23 protein-coding genes and 2 pseudogenes are annotated in these 24,740 nt (G+C 37.6%); 4 read left to right on the plus strand and 21 right to left on the minus strand.

Annotation, left to right across the window (positions count from 1 at the left end; all coding sequences use genetic code 11):
* Nucleotides 1–2 precede the first annotated feature (2 nt).
* From fliO to L3081_RS15980, 15 genes and pseudogenes are all read right to left on the minus strand, one after another.
* A complete protein-coding gene (gene fliO, locus L3081_RS15910) occupies nucleotides 3–494 on the minus strand; it encodes a flagellar biosynthetic protein FliO (protein ID WP_242287085.1) in 492 nt (163 codons plus the stop codon).
* The gene (gene fliN, locus L3081_RS15915; RefSeq protein WP_242287086.1) at nucleotides 494–901 is read right to left on the minus strand and encodes a flagellar motor switch protein FliN; all 408 of its coding nucleotides are present in this window, start codon (nucleotides 899–901) and stop codon (nucleotides 494–496) included. Before fliN ends, fliO begins: the two co-directional genes overlap by 1 nt.
* A gap of 55 nt (nucleotides 902–956) precedes the next feature.
* On the minus strand, nucleotides 957–2,021 hold the full coding sequence (gene fliM, locus L3081_RS15920) for a flagellar motor switch protein FliM (protein ID WP_242287087.1): 1,065 nt from the start codon (nucleotides 2,019–2,021) through the stop codon (nucleotides 957–959).
* A 185-nt stretch (nucleotides 2,022–2,206) separates the two neighbouring features.
* Nucleotides 2,207–2,755, minus strand: a complete 549-nt coding sequence (gene fliL, locus L3081_RS15925; protein WP_242287088.1) for a flagellar basal body-associated protein FliL — start codon at nucleotides 2,753–2,755, stop codon at nucleotides 2,207–2,209.
* 143 nt (nucleotides 2,756–2,898) lie between these two features.
* Nucleotides 2,899–4,518 carry a flagellar hook-length control protein FliK gene (locus tag L3081_RS15930; protein ID WP_242287089.1) on the minus strand — a complete coding sequence of 540 codons (1,620 nt, stop codon included), beginning with the start codon at nucleotides 4,516–4,518 and terminating at the stop codon, nucleotides 2,899–2,901.
* Nucleotides 4,499–5,041 (minus strand): hypothetical protein, encoded by a 543-nt coding sequence (locus tag L3081_RS15935; protein WP_242287090.1) that lies wholly within the window; start codon nucleotides 5,039–5,041, stop codon nucleotides 4,499–4,501. Before L3081_RS15935 ends, L3081_RS15930 begins: the two co-directional genes overlap by 20 nt.
* 168 nt (nucleotides 5,042–5,209) lie before the next feature.
* Nucleotides 5,210–5,662: a flagellar export protein FliJ gene (gene fliJ, locus L3081_RS15940; RefSeq protein ID WP_242287091.1), complete on the minus strand. Its 453-nt coding sequence runs from the start codon at nucleotides 5,660–5,662 to the stop codon at nucleotides 5,210–5,212.
* A 46-nt stretch (nucleotides 5,663–5,708) separates the two neighbouring features.
* A complete protein-coding gene (gene fliI / locus L3081_RS15945; protein ID WP_242287092.1) occupies nucleotides 5,709–7,070 on the minus strand; it encodes a flagellar protein export ATPase FliI in 1,362 nt (453 codons plus the stop codon).
* Between the two features lie 185 nt (nucleotides 7,071–7,255).
* A complete protein-coding gene (gene fliH, locus L3081_RS15950; RefSeq protein WP_242287093.1) occupies nucleotides 7,256–7,930 on the minus strand; it encodes a flagellar assembly protein FliH in 675 nt (224 codons plus the stop codon).
* A gap of 59 nt (nucleotides 7,931–7,989) precedes the next feature.
* Nucleotides 7,990–9,044: pseudogene (gene fliG, locus L3081_RS15955) on the minus strand (flagellar motor switch protein FliG).
* Complete coding sequence (gene fliF / locus L3081_RS15960) at nucleotides 9,037–10,782, minus strand: flagellar basal-body MS-ring/collar protein FliF (protein ID WP_420839749.1); 1,746 nt, start codon at nucleotides 10,780–10,782, stop codon at nucleotides 9,037–9,039. The pseudogene fliG and the gene fliF overlap by 8 nt, the downstream one beginning before the upstream one ends.
* Before the next feature lie 159 nt (nucleotides 10,783–10,941).
* A complete protein-coding gene (gene fliE, locus L3081_RS15965) occupies nucleotides 10,942–11,304 on the minus strand; it encodes a flagellar hook-basal body complex protein FliE (RefSeq protein ID WP_242287094.1) in 363 nt (120 codons plus the stop codon).
* A gap of 245 nt (nucleotides 11,305–11,549) precedes the next feature.
* Nucleotides 11,550–12,890 carry a sigma-54-dependent transcriptional regulator gene (locus tag L3081_RS15970; RefSeq protein WP_242287095.1) on the minus strand — a complete coding sequence of 447 codons (1,341 nt, stop codon included), beginning with the start codon at nucleotides 12,888–12,890 and terminating at the stop codon, nucleotides 11,550–11,552.
* Nucleotides 12,877–14,163: a sensor histidine kinase gene (locus L3081_RS15975; protein WP_242287096.1), complete on the minus strand. Its 1,287-nt coding sequence runs from the start codon at nucleotides 14,161–14,163 to the stop codon at nucleotides 12,877–12,879. The genes L3081_RS15970 and L3081_RS15975 overlap by 14 nt, the downstream gene beginning before the upstream one ends.
* 251 nt (nucleotides 14,164–14,414) lie before the next feature.
* Nucleotides 14,415–15,954: pseudogene (locus L3081_RS15980) on the minus strand (sigma-54 interaction domain-containing protein).
* Between the two features lie 503 nt (nucleotides 15,955–16,457).
* On the opposite strand from L3081_RS15980, the gene L3081_RS15985 reads away from it, so the two are divergent.
* The 4 genes from L3081_RS15985 to L3081_RS16000 all read left to right on the plus strand — a co-directional run bounded on the left by L3081_RS15985 (nucleotide 16,458) and on the right by L3081_RS16000 (nucleotide 17,981).
* Entirely contained in the window at nucleotides 16,458–16,658 is a 201-nt protein-coding gene (locus L3081_RS15985) for a flagellin (RefSeq protein ID WP_338027366.1), read from the plus strand.
* 209 nt (nucleotides 16,659–16,867) lie between these two features.
* Nucleotides 16,868–17,152 (plus strand): hypothetical protein, encoded by a 285-nt coding sequence (locus tag L3081_RS15990; RefSeq protein ID WP_242287097.1) that lies wholly within the window; start codon nucleotides 16,868–16,870, stop codon nucleotides 17,150–17,152.
* Nucleotides 17,153–17,232: 80 nt separating this feature from the next.
* Nucleotides 17,233–17,625, plus strand: a complete 393-nt coding sequence (fliS, locus tag L3081_RS15995) for a flagellar export chaperone FliS (protein WP_242287098.1) — start codon at nucleotides 17,233–17,235, stop codon at nucleotides 17,623–17,625.
* Nucleotides 17,625–17,981 (plus strand): hypothetical protein, encoded by a 357-nt coding sequence (locus L3081_RS16000; RefSeq protein ID WP_242287099.1) that lies wholly within the window; start codon nucleotides 17,625–17,627, stop codon nucleotides 17,979–17,981. The genes fliS and L3081_RS16000 overlap by 1 nt, the downstream gene beginning before the upstream one ends.
* A gap of 60 nt (nucleotides 17,982–18,041) precedes the next feature.
* Here the strand turns inward: L3081_RS16000 and fliD are convergent, their stop codons facing one another.
* The 6 genes from fliD to flgL all read right to left on the minus strand — a co-directional run bounded on the left by fliD (nucleotide 18,042) and on the right by flgL (nucleotide 24,732).
* On the minus strand, nucleotides 18,042–18,941 hold the full coding sequence (gene fliD, locus L3081_RS28425) for a flagellar filament capping protein FliD (RefSeq protein WP_338027367.1): 900 nt from the start codon (nucleotides 18,939–18,941) through the stop codon (nucleotides 18,042–18,044).
* A complete protein-coding gene (locus tag L3081_RS28430; RefSeq protein WP_338027368.1) occupies nucleotides 18,931–19,464 on the minus strand; it encodes a flagellar cap protein FliD N-terminal domain-containing protein in 534 nt (177 codons plus the stop codon). The genes fliD and L3081_RS28430 overlap by 11 nt, the downstream gene beginning before the upstream one ends.
* A 41-nt stretch (nucleotides 19,465–19,505) precedes the next feature.
* On the minus strand, nucleotides 19,506–19,901 hold the full coding sequence (locus tag L3081_RS16010) for a flagellar protein FlaG (RefSeq protein WP_242287100.1): 396 nt from the start codon (nucleotides 19,899–19,901) through the stop codon (nucleotides 19,506–19,508).
* Nucleotides 19,902–20,048: 147 nt separating this feature from the next.
* A complete protein-coding gene (locus L3081_RS16015; RefSeq protein ID WP_242287101.1) occupies nucleotides 20,049–21,506 on the minus strand; it encodes a flagellin in 1,458 nt (485 codons plus the stop codon).
* Nucleotides 21,507–21,868: 362 nt separating this feature from the next.
* On the minus strand, nucleotides 21,869–23,323 hold the full coding sequence (locus tag L3081_RS16020) for a flagellin (protein WP_242287102.1): 1,455 nt from the start codon (nucleotides 23,321–23,323) through the stop codon (nucleotides 21,869–21,871).
* Nucleotides 23,324–23,517: 194 nt separating this feature from the next.
* Nucleotides 23,518–24,732, minus strand: coding sequence for a flagellar hook-associated protein FlgL (flgL, locus tag L3081_RS16025; protein ID WP_242287103.1), 1,215 nt, complete (start codon nucleotides 24,730–24,732; stop codon nucleotides 23,518–23,520).
* Between the last annotated feature and the right edge of the window lie 8 nt (nucleotides 24,733–24,740).

Below are 24,740 nucleotides of genomic sequence, written 5' to 3' on the forward strand. Positions count from 1 at the left end.
TCTTATTTGTTGTTTGTTGTGTTACTTGTTGTTTGCGTATCGGTTTCGTTTTTACTATTTCTATTTTGTTGCAAAAAAGATAACACATTCGTCGACAATGCTAACGGCTTACCCACTTGAACATCAATAGGGGTTTCTAAGTTTTTCAATAAGTTTATTTGTTGAGAACTCACGCCCAAAACTAATTGTTCATCGCCTATTTGTACTACAACGATGCGTTCTTTGGCACCTAAAGATAAGCTTGCAATAACCTTTAATTGACTTGAGTTTTGTTGGGTCAAATTAAAACGTTTTAAGACTATTGCACTTATAATTATGACCCCTAACACCATTAATAAAGATAAAATCATACTACTAGCATTCATATTTGCCATAACATGCTTACCCACTTGTGGGGCTTGCTCTATAGCTGAGGGTTCACTCTGCTGAGCAAACGCATATGACGTTAAAAAATAAGAATAACTGCAACAAATGAAAGCTATAATTTTAGTCATTATTTTAATTTTTTAATTCGTTCTATTTGGCTGATAACATCTGTTAAACGAATACCAAACTTGTCATTAACCACAACAACCTCACCATGAGCGATAAGCGTTCCATTAACTAAAACATCTAATGCTTCACCGGCTACACGGTCTAACTCAACAACAGAACCTTGGTTCAATTGCAATAAATTTCTGATGCTGATGTTACTACGTCCCACTTCCATTGAAATAGTGACGGGGATGTCGAGTATGGCATCAAGTTTACGTTTTTCTTCGCCTGTAATGGGTTTTTCATCCTCGGTTAACTCTTCTAGCTCAACAGCTTCAGCTTTACTTGCTCCTTCAGCAGAGGCTTCGGCTTGTTCATCTAACGCCTCGTCCCACATACTTAAATCTTCATCATTGTCATTACTCATTCCGCTTGCCTCAATTTTCAATTTTTTACGATTAATATTCTATACACGCTAGGTGTTATAAGTCGTCTTCTAAAAGCTCAAGTTCTGTTTCGCTGTCAAGGCGTTTGCCGCCTTTGGTTAAAATAGTTAATTCTGATTTAACAGATTCTGGACGTCTAATTTTTTCTTGAATTTTTAGTGCCACGTTTTCTCGACTACGTCCTAGTTTTGCTCTAAACGTAGGCAAATCTTCAATTAACACCGTAATATGTTCAGGCATTTCAATGGGAATTATATCACCTGCTTGTAATTCCATAACCTGGCTCAAGGGTAATTCCACGTCTAAAAATTTAGTATTGAGTGATACAGAAACATCCATAATTTCATCGCGTAGTGCTTTAGACCACCGCATATCTGTGTCTTCTTTATCACTTTGAACACCAAGATCGAGTAGTTCACGTATAGGTTCAAGCATGGAATAAGGTAATGCAATATGGAAATCGCCACCACCACCATCTAGCTCTATATGAAAAGAACTTATTACAACGACTTCTGTTGGGCTAACAATGTTAGCCATAGATGGGTTTACTTCTGAGTCCAAGTATTCAAACGATACATCCATCACTGGAGACCAAGATTCTTTGTAATCTTCAAATATTAATTTCAATAACATTTGAATAATTCGACGCTCCGTTGGGGTAAACTCCCTACCTTCTATTTTTGCATGATATCGACCATCTCCACCGAAAAAGTTATCAACTAAAATGAAAACTAAGCGCGCTTCCATAGTAATAAGGCCGGTGCCTTTTAATGGTCTAAAGCGCACCATATTTAAACTGGTTGGTACAAATAAGGTATGAATATACTCACCAAATTTGATCATTTGAATTCCGTTTATTGATACTTCTGCCGTTCTACGCATCATGTTAAATAAGCTGATACGCATGTGCCGAGCAAATCGTTCGTTTACCATCTCCAACGTTGGCATACGGCCACGGACAATACGATCCTGTGAAGAAAAGTCATAGTCAGCACTACCGTCCTTTAATAGGGAAGGATCCTCAACTATTTCTTCTTCTTCAACATCATCAACACCATGTAAAAGCGCGTCAATTTCGTCTTGGGATAATAAATCACTCACTCATTAATCTCTTTTTAGCTTAATTATATTTTATATGAATTTGTTTACTCTAGTGTGTTTTAACGTAAGTTACATCACTTAATTAAACAGGTTTTAAAGTACATTTTATCCGTTATCTATTGTTGAAACTTTTTAACTTAATATTTTATTTTTCTATTTAAATTTAACACGTTAAATTAAAAAACTTATTGCATCACAAAGCCTGTGAACAGTACTTGTTCAACAGTATCATTACCCTTGAGTTCTTTCATTATCAATTGTACTGCCGTCAAAGATTGTTGCTTTAATGCTTCTTTACCAACACTTGTGCCTAAATCATCAGCATTTGCCTGTGAAAAAACATTGAGTAACGTGCTTTCAATTAAAGGAATATTCATTTTAACACTTTCTTCATTGTCGCCTCCACGTACCAATAACTGTACACGAATTTCAACAAAGCGATCACGTGCAGCTCCGGGCACATTAAAACGAAACGGTCTAGGCATTGGCACATAAAGCGCAGACCCTACTTTAGCATTTTCAACTGCACCTGCTTGAGTACTCTCTGCAGTTGCAGCACCATCAACAGCAGTTTGGGCTGTAGAGTTAGCACTATCGTCTCCCATCAAGAAAAAATACGCACCGCCACCACCGGCAAGTAAAATGACAACAGCGATGATGATAATGAGCATTTTTTTCTTTTTACCACCACTTTCTATTTCTAGATCGACTTCTTTACCCTTTTCGTCTGCCATGAGTTACCTTTATTCTAACCTTAATAAATATTCTTAAACTATATCCTTGAATAGCACGCTAGCCAATGAGTTTTCATCAACTTAGCAGTATTTAGCTTAATTTATCTGCAATTAACAAAGTATATTTTTATTTGTGTCTAAATTTAAGCATAATAATCAATCCCGCGTGTTGAAGATTCGATCATTCTTGCTGACACAGTATGCTCAAGTACATCACTCGCCTCTGCGGTATTTGTTACTGAACGATGATTTGTATCATCACCTTTTTCATTGCTATTTGACTGTTGTGATTGCTGTTCAACATTTGCATCACCAACATCGACACCTTGATTTGCCAACATATCCCTTAGCTTCTGCATATTTTGATCAAGAGCCTCTTTAGCTTGTTGATTTTGCACAATAAAATTAACTGTTGCTTGCTCTCCTTGCAAATTAACTTTCACATGAATATTTCCTAGCTCAGGAGGATCAAGCGTAATATCAAACTGCTGCAATTTTTGTGAGATCATCAACATAACTTTATCTTTAACCGCTTCAGAAAAATCTTTTCTAAAGATAGAAATCGTTTCATTATGTAATTGCGTATTCGTTTTTTGGCTTTGTGCAACCTCAGTGCTGCTCATTGGGTTAATCGTATCTATTGTTTGATGTTCTACCCTATCGTGAGTCGCTAATGTCGCTCTGTTTGTTGCATCAGACGAGTTAGTATTAAAGGCAAAATCAGTATTGGTTTTAGCCATACCTTTAGGGTTCAACTCTTTACTATCACCCACAACCTCTTTGCTTTGCTCAACAGGGTTCTCCGCAATTTTCGTGCTTAATTGCGATTCAGACGATTTTAAATTTACCTCTTTATCTAAAGACTCTGCTGTAGCCTCTCCCAAACTATCTGTCCCGCTATGTTGAACTTTATCTTTAACAACAGGTTGAGTAAAAGACTGCTGAGCATTGGAGTTTACTGATATTAATTTGTCAGCTGATTTTAATATGCCTTTCTCAGCTTTAACATTTTCATTTTGCTCTGTCGTTAACCGCTCTTCATCACTTATTAACTCGTTTTCAAGCAACACTTCATCATTAGCATTCTTCTTCGCCATACTTTGCGATGTCATATTTTGCGATGTCATACTTTTCGTTACGGCCGTTGCTTGAATTTCGTCCTCAGATTTTAGTATGCTAGCTTTCTGATTCACGTCAATATTAATACGCTCTGACATTAAGTCATCTTGCTCACGTGCTTGTTGGATTTGTGTCTTAGCCGCTTTTTCAACATCACCGACGATTTGACTCGATGCTTTTACTGCATTGTCATCCACTTTATTCACTGCTAACCCTGCATCCGGTTGACTTGTTGTTTTAGAGTCAATGGTATTCGTTACGCCTGCATTGATCGCTTTATTTTGAACTAAATCAACAGATTTTTCTTCGGCGTTATTACTTATATCAACGGGGGTTTCATCTATGTTATCCGTGTTATCCGTATTATTTGTTGTAACGTTAGCCAAAGCATTACCATCAATGCTTGGTTTTGTTAGCAGCGGCTTAACATCTTGAGTTTCTTTCCCTTCGCTAGCACTGACTTTTGGTATATTTTGCAATTTCTCTTGTTCAAATGAATAAGCTGATCCAGTTTCTGATGTCGATTTTATTGCCTTTGCTACACCGGATAAGTCAGCGATTAAATCACTCGATTTCAAGAATAGTTGTGCTTCACCTTTTACTTTTTGGATCTCTGCACTCTCTTCAAACGTCGGTATTCTCAACGTTTTTTACAATTGAGGCAGTTTCAGTTAAATTTTTATCGATAAGTATTTTGTCGACAGGCGCTTTTTCTACTAAACCTTGTTCTGTTAGTGTTTTATCCACTTTTGAGAAAAAAGACATTAATAATTCTGATTCACTGGCACTTTGATTCGCTTCGTCTGTTAGTGATCCGTTTGTCATCATTTCACTATCATTGCCGTTTGCGGCAATTTTTTGCGTGTCACTTGCCGAGAGTTCCTCATCCGAAAGGGCATTAACATTATTTTGAATGTTATCAACTTGGCTTTCAGTTTTTATTATTTTTTGATTAGATTCACTGTTATCAGAGGAAGTCTGTTTCGGGGTAATAACCGCATCAAATTCTTTATTTTCAGTTTCACTAATATCCTTATTTTTAGCTAGATGCAACTCAATATGCTGTGAAAATTCATCTTTTAATGGCGAAGGTAAAATAGCAGCTATACTGTCTTTAACTTCGACATTTTGAGAGCCGGAGATAGTTGAAAAATTGAGTTGTTGCATAGTAATCCCAATCGCTAAAATCGATATTAGTTTAAGTATAAACGGACAGAATTTTCTCTTTAATGATATTACAAAGCAATAATCATTCCACTTTAGGTTCGGTGAACTTTATACAATTTAGTTAGCAATGAATGACAATAACTTGACCTCAGGAAAAATAACAAAAAACTAAAATTGCGATATTCTGCGTAAAAACTGCTGTGTCGAAATTTCATCAAACATGCTTTGCTCTTTTTTGCTTTCCACTTTCATCAAAGCAATATTACGTTTATCCGTTAACATTTCTACGGCTTGTACTTTTTGTCTTTGCTTTATCCGGCGTTGTTTACTCTGTTCAACTAACGCTTTGGCTTGATGCATTGCAATTTTTACTTGCTCAGAGGCATAGTCAAGCTTACTGATAAATGCGTGGTAATGATTATATGTAGCACTATCAACACCTTGCAAAGATCGTTGACTTAACCTGTTCATGTATTCAAGCCGATAATCGGCCACACTCTGCAAGCGATTTAAATTCTGTTGGTAATCATGTTCAGCATTTCGTAATGTGTTGGCCGCTTGTTCTTCTTTTTTTTGTTCAAACTTTAATAGGGTTTCAAGTTGCTTATTATTAGCCGCCATAATGTTATTTCCTTAACGTGCTTGCACGCTCTATCAGTCGTATGATTTATGCCGTAGCTTGTTGTTTACTATTAGCCGTTGCCGCTGCGATAATTTCTTGCATTTGCTGTATACTTTGTCCATAAGGTATAACTTCCTGAATTTGCTGCTGTAAAAAGAAATTAATAACAGGTTGAACATTGATTGCTTGATCAATTCTAGGGTCGTTACCCTTGGTGTATGCACCAATAGCGATGAGATCTTTATTTTGCTGATAGAGTGAATATATTTGTTTAAGTTGTCGAGCTAGAGTTTGATGTTCAATACTGGTTACCATTGGCATTACCCTTGAAATAGAACCTTCAATATCAACTGCCGGGTAGTGCCCTGCGTCTGCTAGCTCTCGAGATAAAACAATATGTCCGTCTAAAATGGCTCGTGACGCATCAGCAATGGGATCTTGCAGATCATCCCCTTCAGTTAATACAGTATAAAACGCGGTAATCGACCCTTGTCCTTCTCCTCCGTTACCAAGACGTTCAACTAATTGAGGTAATTTTGAAAAAACTGATGGCGGATAACCTTTTGTTGCCGGTGGCTCACCTACCGCTAACGCAATTTCACGTTGTGCTTGTGCATAACGTGTTAATGAATCAAGTAGTAGTAAAACATTAAGCCCTTGATCACGAAAATATTCACTGATTTGTACGGCGCTTTCGCAGCCTTTTAAGCGCATTAAGGGCGAATTATCTGCAGGTGCAGCAACAACAACGGAACGAGCCCGACCCTCATCGCCTAAAATTTCTTCAATAAACTCTTTTACTTCTCTGCCCCGCTCACCAACTAAGCCCACCACAATGACATCAGCAGTGGTACCGCGCGTCATCATCCCCATGAGTACACTTTTCCCAACCCCCGAACCGGCAAATAAGCCCATACGTTGGCCTTTACCGACGGTAATAAAACTATTGATTGAACGAACCCCTACGTCTAATGGCTCAGTTATGGCTCGGCGTGATAACGGATTAATTGGTTTATTATCTATTTTATAGGTTTCATCGGTTTTAATTGGCCCTTTACCATCAAGTGGCTTACCCACACCATTAATGACTCGTCCAAGTAAATCCATTGATAAAGGTAAATGCAATTTGGTTGAGATAGGTAGCACCCTTGCGCCAGGTAACACGCCTCGTAAACTTTCTTCGGGCATTAAGTAGGTTATATCTTGAGAAAAGCCAACCACTTCTGCCAATAAGTCACCTTGGTTTGTTTCAACTAAACATTGGCTACCAATGTGTGCTTTGACGCCTACGGCTTCAAGAGTTAACCCCACTACGCGTACTAAACGTCCAAAGAACAGGCTCTTTAAATGGATGAATAAAGTCTTGGCTTTTTTTAATCTATCGCTAATGCGCTTGCTATCGACCATGTTTACCCTATAAACATTAAACAAATACACATTGAATTAAAGCGCAAAATAAGTTCCCGCTATAAGTCAAAAAAATTACTGATGTAAAGCATCTTGCAAGAAAGACTCCAATACTTGCTTTAATCGTGACTTCATTTGTAGATCAATATTGGATGTGCTGTTTTCAATCTGGCAGCTGCCAACCGTTAATTGGGGAGCGGCAATAGCTTCCAACCACTTTCTTTAATAAATTGCTCGCCAAATTGTTGTTCTACTTGTTTAATATCATCAGGGTGCAGATAAATTTGGGTAGTCGGTTCATTACTTGGTAAAGCTTTAATACCGGTATTTATCGCCGCCATTAAAATGTCAGGGTTAGTTTTAGCTTCTTGCAAAACAACAGCTTCGGTTAATTGAACAACCAAGGTTAATAGCTGTTCTTCAATATTTTTTTCGACACTGGCTAAAGGTTTGTTCAATTGCTCAATTAAGTGTTGCCAATTTTCACTTAACGTATCAATCGTTTCTTTACCTTGCGCTAAGCCTTGCTCGGTACCTTCTTTAATACCTTGTGTCGTACCTTCCTCAATACCTTGCGCCTTGCCTTCTTCATAGCCTTTAGCAAAACCCTCTTCTTTACCTTGACTAAAACCTTCTTCGTGAGCTGCTTGTCTTATTTCTTCAATTTCTTGAGCGGTCAGTGGTTCCGGTTCTATGATCTCCTCTTCTGGAGGTTCATATTGCCATTCGCGTTTTTGGCCGAAGGCATTCGTTTGGTTTTCTTGCGCTTTGCTCACTGTAGCTTTCACATTAGGGAGCGACCAAACATCTAAATCTTTTGATTGATTAGCTTTTATAATATGTGAGGGTGTTTGGCTCATTTAATGTCTCAAGGCTGATTTTTTAATTTGTCGAACAAAAGTCCGGTTTACGAAATAAATTATAAGAACTCGTCGCCACCGCCACCGCCAAGCATAATTTCACCGGCGTCTGACAATCGACGAGCAACGGCAAGTATTTCTTTTTGCGCTGCTTCTACTTCACTAATACGTACAGGTCCCATGGCTTCAAGATCATCTGCTAACATCTCTGCAGCACGTTTGGACATATTGCCTAAGAACTTCTCTTTAAGTGCTTCATCTGCACCTTTAATTGCTTTCATCAGTGCGTCTTGTTCTACTTCGCGAAGAATCGCTTGCATACCTCGATCGTCAACATCCACTAAGTTTTCAAACACGAACATTAAGTCTTGTATTTGCTGACTCATTTCTTCATCGCTTTCACGCATAGAATCCATCAATATGCCTTCAACATTAGTATCAAAATAGTTCATGATATCTGCTGCTGCTTTCAAGCCACCCATTTTGGCTGCTTGAGCGCCACTTGTCCGGCAAATTGTTTTTCCATTATTTCGTTTAATTCTTGTAATGCTGCCGGTTGCACTTCTTCTAAGTTAGCAATACGCATCATTAAATCTAGGCGCGTTTTATCTGTAAACTGACTCATTATTTCGGCAGATTGTTCAGGGGCTAAATAGGAAAGAACAATCGTTTGAATTTGCGGATGCTCATTTCGAATGATATTAGCCACTTGTTTAGAGTCCATCCATTTTAAAGAATCTAAACCTTTAGAGGCTCCACCCATGACAATTTGATCAATTAAATTACCCGCTTTGTCCTCGCCTAGAGCAGCCGTTAACGCTTTACGAACAAAATCTTCACTTTGGAAACCAATGGTTGAAAAGTTTTGAATCTCATGAATAAATTGTTTATGAACAGCGGTGATTTTTTCTTGTGTGAAATCTTCCATTGCCGCCATTACTGTGCCCACTTGCTGCACTTGTTTTGGCTCTAAATGCTTTAATATTTGGGCGGCATCTTCTTCTGATAAGCTTAGTAATAAAATAGCAGCTTTTTCAGCGCCTTCTAATTTATTAACATCAAAGCCAGAAGGTGCGGCGGCAAGTTCTCCACCTACTTGTGTTTCATCACTCATCTTCGTTCAACCAACTTTTAACTACTTGCGACGATAATTCTGGTTCATTTGCGACTAATGCGCGAACCGCTTTTAATACATCTTCATCTCGGTGAAGGTCTGGTAATTGTAGACTACCATCAGGTGCAAAGCCTACATTGCCTGCGTCAAATTCTGAGGTTAGCATATCCATGGTTTCATCACCTAGATCTATATGGCTATCAAGTGATTTATCGCCATAATCTTGTGGTGTACTGTCTGGGTATATTAAACGTTTCAGCATAGGACGAACTACGGCTACAATGAGAACAATAATCACCAAGGCAGCCATAACGAGCTTTAACATTTTTAAGAACCATGGTTGCTCCCACATTGGTACTACATCAACAGGACCAAAATCAGAGCGACTAAACGGAATAGTAATCACTTCTAGCACATCACCTCGCTGAAGATCGAAACCAATACTGCCTTGTAATAATCGACGAATTGACGCAATTTCAGTTACATTTCGTGGTTCTTTGGCTGCCACAGATGATACGGCATCACCATCGGCATTAGTCGATGCCGGCGGAGCTATTCCATCTACATAATCAAGGGCAACCGACACACTCACTCGGCGAATAACGCCTGCTTGTTGTTTAGTATGGCTAATAGCTTCGTCTAATTCATAATTTTTGGTCGATTCACTGTGTTTTCTGCTAGGTATTGCTTTATTTTGTTGGCCTAATGCATTTTCAGGAATACTTGATTCAAGTGGTGGCTGATTGCTTAATGCGCCAGGAATACCGCCTAATGCACCACCCATGGTATTATCTTCTACTTTCATTTCACTACGCAGTGCAGGTAAATCTGAATTATAACGACGTGCAGTTTCTTCTACATTCGTGAAATCCATTGTTACATCCACTTGTGCGGTGTAATTCCCTAGGCCAACAACAGGAATAAGAATATTATCAATTTTTTCCATGTATTCTTGTTCACGTTTTTGTTCAATATCTAATTCATTTCGTGAACGGGAAGAAATTGAATTCTGGCTTCCTGAATTTAATAAACGTCCGTTTTGATCAGTCACCGTTACACGATTTGGACTCATTCCTTGTACAGCGGAAGCAACAATATCAACAACGGCATCAACTTCTTCAGCAGACAGTAGTCGGCCGCGTTGCAAAGTAAGCACTATGGTTGCAGAGGGGTTTTTCTCTCTACGAGCAAAAATATTTTCAGGGGGAATAGCAAGTAAAACTTTGGCACGTGAAATACTTTGTAATTGTTCAATCGTTTTAGCAACACGTTGCTCCCTACCATACTTTAAACGTTCACGCTCGACACGTTGGCTAACACCGAACCCCATGTCTTTCATAACAATATCTTCACCTTGAGAAGGCTCACTTGTTAATCCTTCACGCGCTAACAAGAGTTTTACTGATTGATATTCGTCAGTGGGGACTGAAATAGTGTTATTTTCTTGACGGTAGTCCACTTCATTGGCATCAAGAAAGTCCATTGTTTTAATCAACTGTTCAGTTGGTTGTTTAGATAAAAAACGATATTCAGGCTCATTAGCTAAGATAATAACGAAGACAGCAATTGCTAAACAAATTGATAATGCAACCACGAGAGTAATTTGTCGCAACATGTCAGCATTACCTAAGCTAGCTGCAAAGCCTGATTTTTTTTCTTCGATAGCATTATCATCAGAATCATTGGCAATCATTGAATTACCACCATCTGCTGCTACCATTGAATTTGTATCTGCCACTGAACTTCTCCGCTTACTACTGCTATTTATTTTTAATTTACTACGTATGACTCAAGTTTAGATGTGAATAAATCATTTGTAACAAGGCGCTTGAATGAGTAATAGCTCGCCTATTGCGATTGAAAGCAACGATGTTAGAATTAATTTAGGCCATATAAACTAGACTGGCATGCTCATTATTTCTTTATAAGCTTCTACAAATTTATTACGCACTTGCACGGCTGCATCTAACGCTACACCCGATTTGGATGAGGCGATCATGACTTCACCTAAAGAAACATTAGGGTCACCTAATTCAAATGCCATTTTTTTAGCACCCGTATCTTGTTGAAGTTCATTAACCGTTTTTAATGCATCGGTTAAGATGTTGCCAAAATCACTACTAGATGAATTAGTGCTATTAACGGCATTAATACCTGAAATTCCCTGCATATCACCACCGACAGCAGGTAACTTATTCCCTGATGCTTGTAATGACATACTCTGCATTTGGGCAAATAATGAATTTGTATTGATATCCATAGTCGTCTCACTTGTGTCAATTTTTTCTTTGGTAAGCAATAAAAAAATCTATATCTATGGATCTTGCAAGCATGGTGCCAAGACCTAAAATAAATATAAAAAGTGATGAGTATAATGATTAAGAAGCAACGGAAGGGGAAATGGCAAGTGCCAGAGTTAAAGGTGAAATGAAAGTCGATAAAACTTACATTATCACCTTATGTATCTGTTATATTAACCTGATGTGATGGTTATATTAGTACACGTTATCTTGGTATTTTAATACCTGAGTCTCGCATTCTAGCGATTTTATACCGTAATGTACGCGGGCTAATACCTAAACGTTCGGCAACGGCTTTTCTACTGCCATGACAAGCTTGTAATGTATCAAGTATTATTTGATGCTCTTGTAATTTTAATTCACTACCTAATTTATCGTCCGACGTCACAATGCTTTCAGCTTCATTAACCTTAGAGGTTTCAAAGTTTTCAATCATCAAATCAGCAGCATCAATCACTTGGTTAGTATGGAGTATTAACGCTCGTTGAATCACATTGTCTAGTTCACGAACATTGCCAGGCCAATGGTATGCATTAAGTTTGCTTCGAGCTGACGGATTAAACTCGGCAATTTTTTCACCATTTTTTTGACAATAGCTTGCTACCATATGTTGTGCTAATGGCAAAATATCATCAGGACGTTCAGCTAAAGGTAACCAAGTTAACGGAAACACATTTAAACGATAATAAAGATCTTCCCTAAAATCACCTTTGCTTACGGCTTCTTTAAGATTACGGTTACTGGTTGCAATAACACGAACATCTAGCTTGATAGTTTTTCGACCACCTAACCGCTCTACTTCTCGCTCTTGTAATACCCTCAGAATCTTCGCTTGTAGCCCTAAATCCATCTCAGTTATTTCATCAAGCAAGATAGTCCCACCTTGTGCTTGTTCAAACTTGCCTGGACACGCTTGGATTGCGCCTGTAAAAGCGCCTTTTTCATAGCCAAATAATGTTGCTTCAAGCATATTTTCTGGGATTGCTGCGCAGTTAATAGCAATAAAAGGTTGTTGTGCTCTTGGTGAGTTATTATGAACGTATTGTGCTAGAACTTCTTTACCTGAACCACTCGGACCAAGCACCATAACCGACGCTTCAGTTGTAGCAACTTTACGCGCTAAACTTAATAATTCTTTACTGTTTTTATCTGCAACTATAGGGGTGTTTTTCTTAACCTCTGACAGCGGAATATATTGACTCACCATGTTTAGCAAGACTTCAGGAGAAAAAGGTTTAGCAATATAATTACATGCACCGTCTTGCATTGCCTGTACTGCATCATCGATCGTGCCATAGGCTGTCATCAATAATACGGGTAAGTTGGGATAAAGGTTTTTGATGTTTTTTAACAAAGACAATCCTGACATGCCGCCCATTTGTACATCACTTACCACAATATCAACGTTATTATTTTTCAATAACAATATTGCGCTTTCACCTGAATCTGCTTCAATACATTGATAATTTGCCAACGTAAGAGTATCAATAAGTGCCTCCCGTAAACCAAGATCATCTTCAACAACAAGTACTTTATGATGACTCATGTGACTTCTCCTGTTTATTAGCTTTACTGTTCACTTTAGAATTTGTGGAACTAGTTGAGGCTATCAAAGGTAATTTTAAGCAAAAATGCGCCCCTTCTCCTGGCTTACTCAAGTACTTCACTAGCCCTTGATGTGCTTCAACCACAGATTTAACAACAGCAAGGCCGAGCCCTGTACCTTTACTACTTGATGTATAGAAAGGTTCAAATATTTTCTCAATATCTTTAGTGATAATCCCTGGTCCATTGTCTTTAACACTGATATAAACAGCATCATTTTGACTGTACACTTGAATGTTAATCGCGGCTTGCTCTACTAACTTAGAGTCAGTGGCTTGTAAAGAATTATGTAATAGGTTCTGTAAGGCGCCTGTTAACGCATTTTTATTAGCTAAAATACAGTGATCTTCACTCGTCATGTGAATATTTACACGGGCATCAGCTTTAGTAATTAGTGCATCCATTGACTGCACACTGTCTTTTATTAATTCATTTACTGACAGCGACTTCACTACTTGCTCATTACCGCTTTTTGAAAACAACAGCATGTCATTCACTTGCTGCTCTAAATCACGTAATCTTGAACTCAGTTTTTCTTGAAAAGTGCTTCGTGCAACCTCTGATAACTTTCTATTAGATAAATTAGCGCTGTATAACATGGCTGCTGATAATGGAGTACGAATTTGATGCGCGAGTGTTGATACCATACGACCTAACGATGAAAGTCGCTGCATTTGGCCAACTTTGTCTTGTAATAAACGCGTTTCCGTTAGGTCAGTGATCATGATCAATTGCCCGGGTTGTGTACCTAAACTGGCTATTTCTAATTTTACACGACGGCCATCTTTTAATGATACCTCATGCCAATCATCTGCTCTGGGTTTAAATGAACGCGCAATCACATTAAACCAAGGTTGTCCTAAAATGGGTTCATCTAACAAGGCTCTCGCCACTTTATTAATTTTAACTACAACACCGTTACCATCTAACATGACGAGACCCGTTGGCATCATTTCTATTAACTGATCTGCCATTTTGGTGTCTTTTACATGATGTTGCTGTTGGTGAAAATTAACATCAGTTTCAAATAGTTTTTGATGTATTACATGATTTTGAGATACATGATTTTGTGATACCTGTGCACGCAATGATGCTAGCTCACCAGGAAAAGCCTCTTTTTCCAATAACGTATTTTTTGCTACGTTATGACTAGCCAAAGGTATATTTACCGAGTTAAAACCGTTATTAGCGATAAAGTGCTGTGCAAGTGCCATAAAACCAACATCCAAATAAAATTTAGTTCAAGTTGATTAAAGCATTTTGTATGCCATATTTTTAAACGTTTTATATCAATAAGTTAAATTGACTTTTCGGTGGGGTTGATGTTGTCAAACTATTGGCTTTTACTATTGATCTTTTGGTTTAGTCGTCTTAAATTCTGTGTGCGAATACAGTATTGGTAATAGATAGTTAAATCCCTACACTATATGATGCCACTATCTTTCGCTTAGTTAACTTCCTCTGATCAAGAAGGTTTTTGTAAATTATATTTCCGCATTTTTTCTACTAATGTTGTTCGACGCATGCCTAATGTTTCTGCGGCCCTAGCAACAACATAATCATGTTTAACTAACGATTGATTGATAAGAGATATTTCTAACTCTGCTAAATACTCTTTTAAATTTAATCCATCTTGGGGTAATAAACCAAACATTGTTAGGAGTACAGCTCAATTCTGTATTGTTATCTTCCTCTTGAGCATCAACAGAGTCTTCGTCATCATCATAGTCATCAAAATCAAAGCCACTAAACAATTCATTAATCGCTTCTTTTTCTTGTATTTCTTCTGGGTATTCAGGCGTATATTCTTCCGCCTCAACATGCTGATATTTAGTAGGTAGCTCAGCTACATCAACAATTTGATCTCCATACATAATTAACATGCGTTCTATCAGGTTCGATAATTCTCTAACATTGCCCTTCCATGAGTGTTCCATCAAGGACTCTATTGCTTTATCGGTAAAACGAATTGTTCTTTTTTGTTCATGTTCATGTTCAAAACGAGATAAAAGTTCTTTTAATAATAATGGAATATCTTCTTTTCGTTCTCGTAATGCGGGTGTTTCAATGGGAAAAACATTTAATCTATAATATAAATCTTCTCGGAAATCCCCTGTTTTAATCATATCTTCTAAGTTTTGATGCGTTGCTGCAATAATACGCACATCTGCCTTTAAACTTTTACTTCCGCCCACTCTTTCAAAAGTTCGCTCTTGTAATACTCGTAGCAACTTAACTTGCATGGGTTGTGGCATATCTCCAATTTCATCCAAAAACAAGGTTCCGCCTTCGGCTAATTCAAAACGTCCTTTACGAGTCGAAATAGCGCCAGTAAAGGCACCTTTTTCATGACCAAACAGTTCACTTTCTAATAATTCAGCAGGAATTGCCCCACAATTTACAGGAACAAAAGTTCCTTGAGCACGGTCAGATAAATTATGAATGTTTCGAGCTACCACTTCTTTACCCGTACCTGATTCACCAAGTACTAAAACGCTCGCCGGATTTTTAGCCACCTGTTCAATGAGAAAGCGTACTTTATTCATTGCCTTACTTGTACCCACTAATGAACGAAATAAAACGCTAGAACCTAACTTCCTTCCTGCTTTAGGTAACTTATTATGATATTGATGGCAATGATGTATGAGTTCAGTGAGTTGAGCATAGTTTAATGGCGTAGAAAGCGTGCCTATCACGTTAACATTAATGGTTATTGCCGACGCATCAAGCACATCGTGTAAGATAAAAGGAATACGGGGATTATTTTTTACTAAAGCACCTAACTCATCATTAACCTGTCCAGTCAAGATCACGGTTAGTATATGACTACTGTCGGCTAATGCAGCAGCGGCTTTTTCTTGTGAGCTATGAATATAATATTCGCCTACAAAAGCCAAAACGGTATTAATTTGTTGGCTTCTAATAGGATCATCATCAATGATCAAAATGCGTTTATGCTCATTGGTTGCAGGTACTGCTGATATTGCTACTGAACTATCATTCATACTTAACTCATTACGGCCTGGAAAAAGTACTATTTTTTTATAGTGTTACGGGTAATTCTAGCTATTAATCTATAATTATCAACAAAAATTTGACGCATTCACGTCATTTATTTGTCGTATTGAATGCGCATATTTTCCCGTGGAGGACGTTATTCCCTATTCTGGCCTAGTAAAAAGGCTAACAGGCTATTTATTTATTCACCTGAGAACCGCTTGGAATAATACATTTTTACATTAAACTCTCTAATAAAAACGCGTTTGAAGATAATTTAACCTGAGCTCATCAGGTAAATTAAAGTTTATTAATTTAAGAATCTGAACAATTACAGTTAGAATTAGATCGTATCAATAGTACAACATCTTTTGGTAGCTACCGCCTTTTTAAGCAAAGTGATGCGTTAGCTACCCATGGTAGTTCAGAAGCAGAGCGTAATCTGCAATCAAAAAAATTGACGATGCGCTAAGCTATATTGATCAACAACGCGCTAGTTTAGCGCGCATTTATGAACAGGCTTGAGCATACTATTTCAAATTTAGGTAACATAAGTGAAAATGTGTCCGCCAGTCGATCCCGTATACAAGATACAGACTTCGCAAAAGAAACCGCTCAACTAACCTCTTTGCAAATTAAGCAACAAGCAACAGCAGCCTTATTAGCACAAAGTAATATTGCTGCAGAATCTATATTAAAGTTATTAGGTTAAACCTCGTGTCAAAAAATTGATAGGCTCTATAATAACAAGACTAATCACCAAACCAGTCGAAAATACGACTCAAGGTGACACATAAATAAAACCTCTAATAACAACACCTTAATAAAAACAAAATTTAAATAAGATCTTTGGCATAAAAAAAGCATAAGTGAATAAGAATATTTTAACCATATTTTATTTTAGCAATGTAGGAATGTAGAATGTTGATTATAAATGGTACTGCTGAATTAATGCATAATGACCAAAATTTTGTAAAAGGTACTCGACACGAATTCACCATGTTTTCAAGAGAAATGCCTTTTGAACAACAACTTAGCCAAATAGAAGAGTATTTAGTTACACGTGGGCGGGACAATATCGAAGTGTTAAACAATGGGGTAATTAGTAATGCAGATGATATAACGCATCATGTATTACAACAAGCTTATGAGAAAGCAGAAAAAGATGGCTTTGCGGTAACCGTAAACCACCAACCTTTAATCTAGTTATTTCGTAGATACATTGTTTCAATTATAAAAGTTTTCTATACTAACGGCTATAGCTAACGTGGAGGTGTCTATGACACATGCATCACTTAAAAAATATCACCAAACAACGAAAAGCACTGCCCAAACAGGCTTCCCCTTACCAGTTAGTTGCCATGCTATTTCAAAAGTTACTAGATAACATAGCAACAGCCAAGGGTGCTATTTCACAAAATGATTTTGACAAAAAAGGGACTCAAATCTCAAATGCTATTGCCATTATTGGGGTGTTAGAGGGATCTCTTGATTTTACACAAGGTGGCGAAGTTTCAGAAAACTTAGCATCGCTTTATCAATACTGCTCAGAGCAATTATTAATTGCCAGTTCAGAAAATAACAGTGATAAGTTAGAAGAAATAATTCAAATTTTACTGCCAATTAAGTCTGGTTGGGATTCTATTCCACTTGAAACACAAAATCAGGTGAGCTTTTAGTGACCGATAGCGTAATAAAATCACTTACTCGAATCAATAATATTTCGCGGCAGTTATTGTCGCGAATACAAGATCTACATGCTGATTTACAAGCTCCCTCGCAAAATCAAGCTGACGAAGATGATGTAAACAATTCAGGTGAAATGATAGTTGATACTGAATTAAAAGAATTAATGTTAAGTAGACAAAGGTTAATTACTGAGTTATTTGAACAACACGCCTTAGCAGAAATTACAGCGCAACACTTATTAGCAAATGAAATGAAATCACTCGATGGCGAATTACTAAATCTTTCGCAATTATATAAGCATGTCCTTGCCGAACAAGTGATTAATATAAAGAAAAGAAAAAAGTAGCGACTTCCTATAAAAAGTATTAACTTACTTCTTTACCTCTTACTTTAGTTTTACTTCAGTTTAACTATCTTGTTTAACAACACCTGGCATATTATCTAACTGAGCCATTAAATAAGTACTAGTAGAGTTTAAGTTTGCCACAATTAAATCCATGGCATTGTACTGAGCGTATAAACGAGCCTCTAACTGCTCCATCCTGCGCGAAAATGCTAAATTATCATCATCTAATCTATCTAATTGAGTAGTTTTACTATCAATACGGTTTTGAATAATACCATCCGAATCAGTATAAAAGCTGGTTAGTTCTTTGAGTGATGCAACAAAGCCATCCGCTGAGTCTGTACCTACAAAAAACTGCTCTACACCATCAACGTTATCGCTAATAAACTCATTTAAATCTTCGGTCTCTAAACTTAAAACGCCATACCTATCGCTACGAACACCAAGTTCAGATAAAGACAAAGTTTTGCCGTTACCAATATCAAAACCTTCACTGAACTGTTGACGCAACTTCCCCATCACACCACGTAATAGAGAATCTCCGGCCAGAGGACCACTACCAGATTCACCTGACGCACCTAATTGTTTACTCAACACTTGTAACTCATTATAGCTTTCAACAAAAGTCTCTAAACCGACCTGAATATTAGCATTATTAGCCGTAAAGCTTATTTGACTAATATCATCATCGACACCATGTAATTTCTTAGCGGTGATATCAACACCATCGATAACATCTTCAAAAACATTAGTACTATTAGTAACCACAAGCGTACCATCAATAGTAATTTGTGCGTCCAGTGCTTCAGTAATCTCTGTTAAGTTTGTAATGGCTGTAGGAAGCGCCGCAGGATCATATGCTAGACGTGATAAACCTAAGTTATCGCTATTATTACCATCGCTGACATCCGTCACGGTTGTAGTAATACTGTTCGCTAACCCGGTTTCCTTACTGGTCATTATAAGGTGTTGACCAAACATCGTCTGTTACGATGGTCGCGGTAACTAAATCGTTATCAACACTATCATTAATCGCATCACGAATATCACTTAATGTATCGGTTGCCGATACAGCAATGTCAAAGTCATTAGCCCCAACGGCTATATTTATATTACCTTCACCTACAGCTTCAGTGTCAGTTATAGCACCAGACATCAGTTTATGGGCTTGCGCCAAAGCGTCAACTTTTACCGAATAATTACCTACTTGGGCATCTTTAGATGCAACAAGTCCAACAAAATTGTCTGCGCCACTCGCTTTGCGTTGTTGATAATTGTCTGCGTCAGCTAAACTTTCAATAGAGCTAGTGACACTTTCAAGTGCTGATTTTAGCGCACCAATAGCGGAGATATCAGTAGTAATTGCTGCTTGTTGCGTATTAGATCGCGAAACAAAAGGGGCGGTTTCAGCGTTAACAATTGCACTGACAATCTCACTAACTTGCAACCCTGAACCTATTCCTGTAAACGTTAAATCAGGCATACCTTCCCCCTATTTTTAAAACAAAATTAATGTGCAAATATTTACACTTTAGCATCAACAAAACCGCCAACCATATCTGATAGTTTAGCAACTAAAGTTAGCACTTCTTCAGACGGAAACTGTTTAAGTAGGTCGCCACTGGTTTTATCGATAACTTTAATCACATCACGGCCAGAATCTTTATCAACAGAAAACTCCAAACCACGGTTCATATCACCAACAAAATCCTGCAATTGTTGCGCCACTTTCTCAAGTTGCTGAATAGTTAACGGCTCATGAACAACTCGATTAACTTGTTCATTAACAATCGCTTTTGGTTCATTATCACTGACAGCAATTTTGTTTTCTATATTATTACTCTCTGATGCCTCTGACTTTTTAAACTCAGGAGATAAACTAGCTAAGCTTAGGTTTGCACCATTTTGTACTGCACTCATTATAGACTCCTTCCTTACTTTATAAACTACATTTTCTTTTTTGTTTATTCAATTAAGAAATAGTAATAAGTTACTTAAACACAAAAAGGAAGGAGTTTAATAGCCCCTTCCTTTATCTCATTTTAAGCTAGGGCTTAGTAATTTCTACTAACCAATTAAGCTTAATGCGGCTTGTGGTAATTGGTTAGCTTGCGCTAATATTGACGTACCTGCTTGTTGCAATATTTGGTTTTTAGTCATATTAGCTGTTTCTACCGCAAAGTCGGTATCTTGTATACGACTACGTGATGCTGATACGTTTTCTTGGATATTTGCCAAGTTACTAATTGTGTATCCAAAACGGTTTTGAATCGCACCTAAGTCAGCTCGACTATCATCAATTGACGCTAATGCAGCATCAATCACTTCAATAGCACTTTGTGAACCAGTTTGGGTAGCTAAATCGATAGCTGATACTGCAGATAAACCTGAGTTACCTGCGGCAGTAGCGAATAATTCAGTACTTGCACCTGAGAAACTAAAACCGGTTTTGCCAGAAAGTACTACTTCACCAATCGCTATTTGTTGCGCGGCTTCCGCAGCAGCAGCAATATTAGTTCCATCATTTGAGGTTAAGCTCATAGTACCTGCAACGGTAGTAACAGAGTCTAAAGTAACCGTAATATCATCATTTGCTGTCAATATCATTTGAGCACTATTGTTAGGATCAACTGTAGCCGTTACACCTGTATTAGCGTTATCATTTATCGCGCCTACCAAAGTAGTTAAGTCACTTTGATTGAAATCAGAAACAGTGATAGTTTGACCACCAACATCTAACACAACATCTTCACCTGCAGTATTCGCGCTAAAAGAAACCTTAACAGTGTTTTCTACCGCAGCATTAACGTTAACATTTGAAGCGGTTGTTGCCGTATTAATTGCAGCTGCAATGGTTGCACTTGAAGCATCATCAGCATAACTAATATCAGATGTTGCCGTGCTATTGCCTGCGTTATCAGCGATAACTAAGGTTGCATTGTTTGTAATCGCATTTAGCGCAGCGCCACTCGTTAAACCACCACCTAATGTACCTTCAGAATTATATACTTGGCTACCTAAAGCTTCAGCAGCAACATTATTCAAACTCATGGTAATAGTTTCGTTAGCGTTAGCACCTATTTGGAATGATTTACCGCTATAAGTACCATCAAGTAGTTGTTGACCACCAAACGAAGTAGTTTCTGAAATACGAGTTAATTCTGCTTGTAATGCTGTTACTTCTTTTTGTAGAGCGCCACGATCTTCATCTGAGTTTGAACCATTGGCAGATTGAAGTGCAAGTTCACGCATACGTTGTAAAATATCAGTAGATGCTTGCATCGCACCCTCAGCAGTTTGTGCAATTGAAATACCGTCATTTGCATTTCGTTGTGCTACACCTAAACCATTTATTTGTGATGTTAAACGGTTAGAAATTTGTAAGCCCGCTGCGTCGTCTTTAGCGCTATTGATACGCATACCTGACGACAAACGTTGCATTGACGTAGCTAAGTTATTACTTGAACTAGTTAAATTACGTTGAGCATTTAGTGATGATATATTTGTATTTACTGATAAAGCCATAATAAAACTCCTGCATACAAAATGTATTGCGTTAATTAGATTTAGATATGGAACTATCAGTATTAATAACTAATTTACATCGTCAAGTTCCCGTTCTAAACACCTTAACGGCAGGATAAAATTTAACTTTAACTTTATTTATAAAAAAAGTTAAAAAAAGAAAATACATGCGATTTTATCTATAGATTATACTTTGCAAATAACGTTACAACCGTTGTCATACTTGGTTATTTACACAAAAAAGATAAATTAAAGATAAACAGAGGATTTATTACGAAGAAAGACAAAAGGCTAGATTATCAACCTAGCCTTTTTACAAAATGTTTAATTAGCCCTATGCTAATGTAAAACTAACCAACCTATTAACCACCCAGTAAACTAATAGCAGCCTGCGGGATTTGATTTGCTTGCGCTAAAATAGAGGTGCCTGCTTGTTGTAATATTTGATTTTTAGTCATTACTGCCGTTTCTACCGCAAAATCAGTATCTTGAATTCGACTACGAGAGGCTGAAACATTTTCTTGAATATTCGCTAAGTTACTAATGGTGTGACTAAAGCGGTTTTGAATCGCACCTAAGCTAGCTCGGCTATCATCAATAGAGGCTAATGCGGCATCAATTACATCAATAGCGCTTTGCGAACCTGCTTGTGTAGATAAATCAATTGCAGATACTGCAGATAATCCCGAGTTTCCAGTTGCCGTAGCAAATAAATCTGCATTAGCCCCTGTAAAACTAAAGCCTTCTTTACTCGACATAACCACTTCACCAACACCTATTTCTTGGGCACCCTCTGCTGCTGCGGCAATAACACTACCGTCATTTGTGGTAAAACTCATAGTACCTGCAACCGTTGACACAGAAGTTAATGTCATAGTGATATCATCATCACTGGTCAATATCAATTGAGCCGAATTATTCGGATCTACCGCCGCAGTTACACCAGTATTTGCATTGTCATTAATTTTAGCCGCAAGTGCCGTTAAATCGCCTTGGTTAAAATTACTGATGGTGATCGCTTGCCCGCCAACATCAAAAACGGCAGTTTCACCCGCGGTATTAGCACTGAAAGAAACGGTTACTTCATTTTCAACTTCTGCTTTTACATCAACATTAGCAGCTGTCGTTGCAGTATTAATAGCTGAAGCAATATCTTTACTTGTTGCATTCAATGCGTAAGAAATATTAGCTGTGGTATTGCCACCATTACTCGAAATTTGTAAATCAGTATCAGCCGTCATCCCGTTTACGGCAGCACCACTAACTAAACCACCACCCACAGTACCTTCTGAATTAAAAACTTCACTACCAATTGCTTCGGCAGCGATGTTATTCATACTCATATTAATCACTTCATTAGCATTGGCACCTACTTGGAAACTTTTTGTGCCAAAACTTCCATCTAAGAGTTGTTGTCCACCAAATGAAGTTGTTTCAGCAATACGAGTTAACTCTTCCTGAAGTGCAGCTACTTCTTTTTGAAGTGCTCCGCGATCTTCATCTGAATTTGATCCGTTAGCTGATTGTAAAGATAATTCTCGCATACGTTGCAAAATATCTGTCGATGCTTGCATCGCACCTTCAGCAGTTTGTGCCATTGAAATACCATCATTAGCATTTCGTTGCGCTACGGCTAAACCATTAATTTGCGAAGTTAAGCGATTAGATATTTGTAAACCTGCAGCATCGTCTTTTGCGCTGTTAATACGCATACCCGATGATAATCGTTCCATTGAAGTCGCAAGTCCTAAACCTGACTTACTTAAGTTACGTTGAGCATTCAACGAGGATATATTGGTGTTGACTGATAATGCCATAATTATAGCTCCTAATGTTTACATTAACTTTATGTTATTAGAAGCTTGTCAAAGCAAGCCTCTGCTTTAAACTGTTAAATAATGAGTAAACTCATTTAGTATTAACTTATTTAACAGACAATTTTTTTACTATTTCTATCTCTATTTAAATAAAAGCAACAATCTTGCCAACATCGTCAGATAACTAAAAATAATTATAAATAATTAAATAAAGATAAATTTTGCAATTTACTAAATGTTTGCTGAGATACTTGTAAGGCCACCTGAGATTGTTCAAATTCAGAGATTGCTTTCGCAAAATCTAAATCTTCGATACCCGCTTTGTTGGTGGTAATATTGAGTTCTATATCTAAATGCCTACTCTGCCGGTTTTCTAGTACTTGCAGGCGAATACCTGCATCAGCTCTACGTGATGAAATATGGTTCATCGCTGTACTCAACTGATTGAGCATAGTGTTGTAATCAACCTGATGTTGCTCTATATCGTTTGAAGTAGCTCCTTGTTCAACTTGACTAATAGCATTGTTGAGTGTTTCAAAAACACTGATCTCTGCTGTTTCTGATAGTGTGAAATTTTCACCCGGCAATGGGTTGCCGCTCAAGGTAACATCAACCCCATTTGAAAGCGGAATATTTTGCCCAAGACTATAACTAGTGGTTGAATAAACATTTGTAACACCATCAAGTACATTTAATTCGTCAGCGCCAGGACCGAACGTAAAGGTATAACTATGAGGGGTGCTGCCATTGTAAGCATGACGATCAGTTATATTTGCGCTTTCAACAGTAACCCCAGAAGTATTAGCGGGGCTGTTGGGATAGTTAGCAGTAAAATCACCAATAGCATTTTCAACATTCAAGAAGGCGTCATCACCAGGTTGGTTTGTTGCTATGTTAATATTCTTCGCTATTTGCAATTCGTTTACGCCTTTGTCACCACTGTATACAACAGAACCGTCAACTTGTTGACTAAAGGGTTGCTGTTCTGTTTGATAGCCTGAAAAAATGTAATCACCTTGTTCATCTTGACTATTAGCAAGATCAATCAATTGATCTAAGCTATTTCGCATTTGACTGGCAATCGATTGCAGATCTTCATCAGACATTCGGCCATTATTTGCCAATAACATATCTTGTTTGAAAGTATCTAATAAGGTTTCAACATCAGCAAAAATCACCTCTTGCATACTATTATTATTTTCTGCCATGGTGATATTACGTTTATATTTTTCAATATTGGCAAGATCATCATTAAAACCCGATAATGTGCTGTAAGAAATAGCGTCGTCTTTTGCTGTAAGTACACGTTTACCACTGGATAAATGCGCCATTTGATCATTAACATCTGCCGTTTTTTGGCTCATTAATTGGGTACTTTGAAAATAAAATTGGGATGTTGAGACACGCATAAATAACT

It is taken from the genome of Colwellia maritima (assembly GCF_022669015.1).
In the GTDB taxonomy this organism is placed as follows: domain Bacteria; phylum Pseudomonadota; class Gammaproteobacteria; order Enterobacterales; family Alteromonadaceae; genus Colwellia; species Colwellia maritima.

Excerpts from the sequence above, each read along its gene's own strand:
- fliO (WP_242287085.1), bottom strand. The coding sequence starts at position 494 with ATGACTAAAATTATAGCTTTCATTTGTTGCAGTTATTCTTATTTTTTA.
- fliN (WP_242287086.1), bottom strand. The coding sequence starts at position 901 with ATGAGTAATGACAATGATGAAGATTTAAGTATGTGGGACGAGGCGTTA.
- fliL (WP_242287088.1), bottom strand. The coding sequence starts at position 2,755 with ATGGCAGACGAAAAGGGTAAAGAAGTCGATCTAGAAATAGAAAGTGGT.
- L3081_RS15935 (WP_242287090.1), bottom strand. The coding sequence starts at position 5,041 with ATGCAACAACTCAATTTTTCAACTATCTCCGGCTCTCAAAATGTCGAA.
- fliJ (WP_242287091.1), bottom strand. The coding sequence starts at position 5,662 with ATGGCGGCTAATAATAAGCAACTTGAAACCCTATTAAAGTTTGAACAA.
- fliI (WP_242287092.1), bottom strand. The coding sequence starts at position 7,070 with ATGGTCGATAGCAAGCGCATTAGCGATAGATTAAAAAAAGCCAAGACT.
- fliH (WP_242287093.1), bottom strand. The coding sequence starts at position 7,930 with ATGAGCCAAACACCCTCACATATTATAAAAGCTAATCAATCAAAAGAT.
- fliE (WP_242287094.1), bottom strand. The coding sequence starts at position 11,304 with ATGGATATCAATACAAATTCATTATTTGCCCAAATGCAGAGTATGTCA.
- L3081_RS15970 (WP_242287095.1), bottom strand. The coding sequence starts at position 12,890 with ATGAGTCATCATAAAGTACTTGTTGTTGAAGATGATCTTGGTTTACGG.
- L3081_RS15975 (WP_242287096.1), bottom strand. The coding sequence starts at position 14,163 with ATGGCACTTGCACAGCACTTTATCGCTAATAACGGTTTTAACTCGGTA.
- L3081_RS15985 (WP_338027366.1), top strand. The coding sequence starts at position 16,458 with ATGAACAGGCTTGAGCATACTATTTCAAATTTAGGTAACATAAGTGAA.
- L3081_RS15990 (WP_242287097.1), top strand. The coding sequence starts at position 16,868 with ATGTTGATTATAAATGGTACTGCTGAATTAATGCATAATGACCAAAAT.
- fliS (WP_242287098.1), top strand. The coding sequence starts at position 17,233 with ATGCATCACTTAAAAAATATCACCAAACAACGAAAAGCACTGCCCAAA.
- fliD (WP_338027367.1), bottom strand. The coding sequence starts at position 18,941 with ATGACCAGTAAGGAAACCGGGTTAGCGAACAGTATTACTACAACCGTG.
- L3081_RS28430 (WP_338027368.1), bottom strand. The coding sequence starts at position 19,464 with ATGCCTGATTTAACGTTTACAGGAATAGGTTCAGGGTTGCAAGTTAGT.
- L3081_RS16010 (WP_242287100.1), bottom strand. The coding sequence starts at position 19,901 with ATGAGTGCAGTACAAAATGGTGCAAACCTAAGCTTAGCTAGTTTATCT.
- L3081_RS16015 (WP_242287101.1), bottom strand. The coding sequence starts at position 21,506 with ATGGCTTTATCAGTAAATACAAATATATCATCACTAAATGCTCAACGT.
- L3081_RS16020 (WP_242287102.1), bottom strand. The coding sequence starts at position 23,323 with ATGGCATTATCAGTCAACACCAATATATCCTCGTTGAATGCTCAACGT.
- flgL (WP_242287103.1), bottom strand. The coding sequence starts at position 24,732 with ATGCGTGTCTCAACATCCCAATTTTATTTTCAAAGTACCCAATTAATG.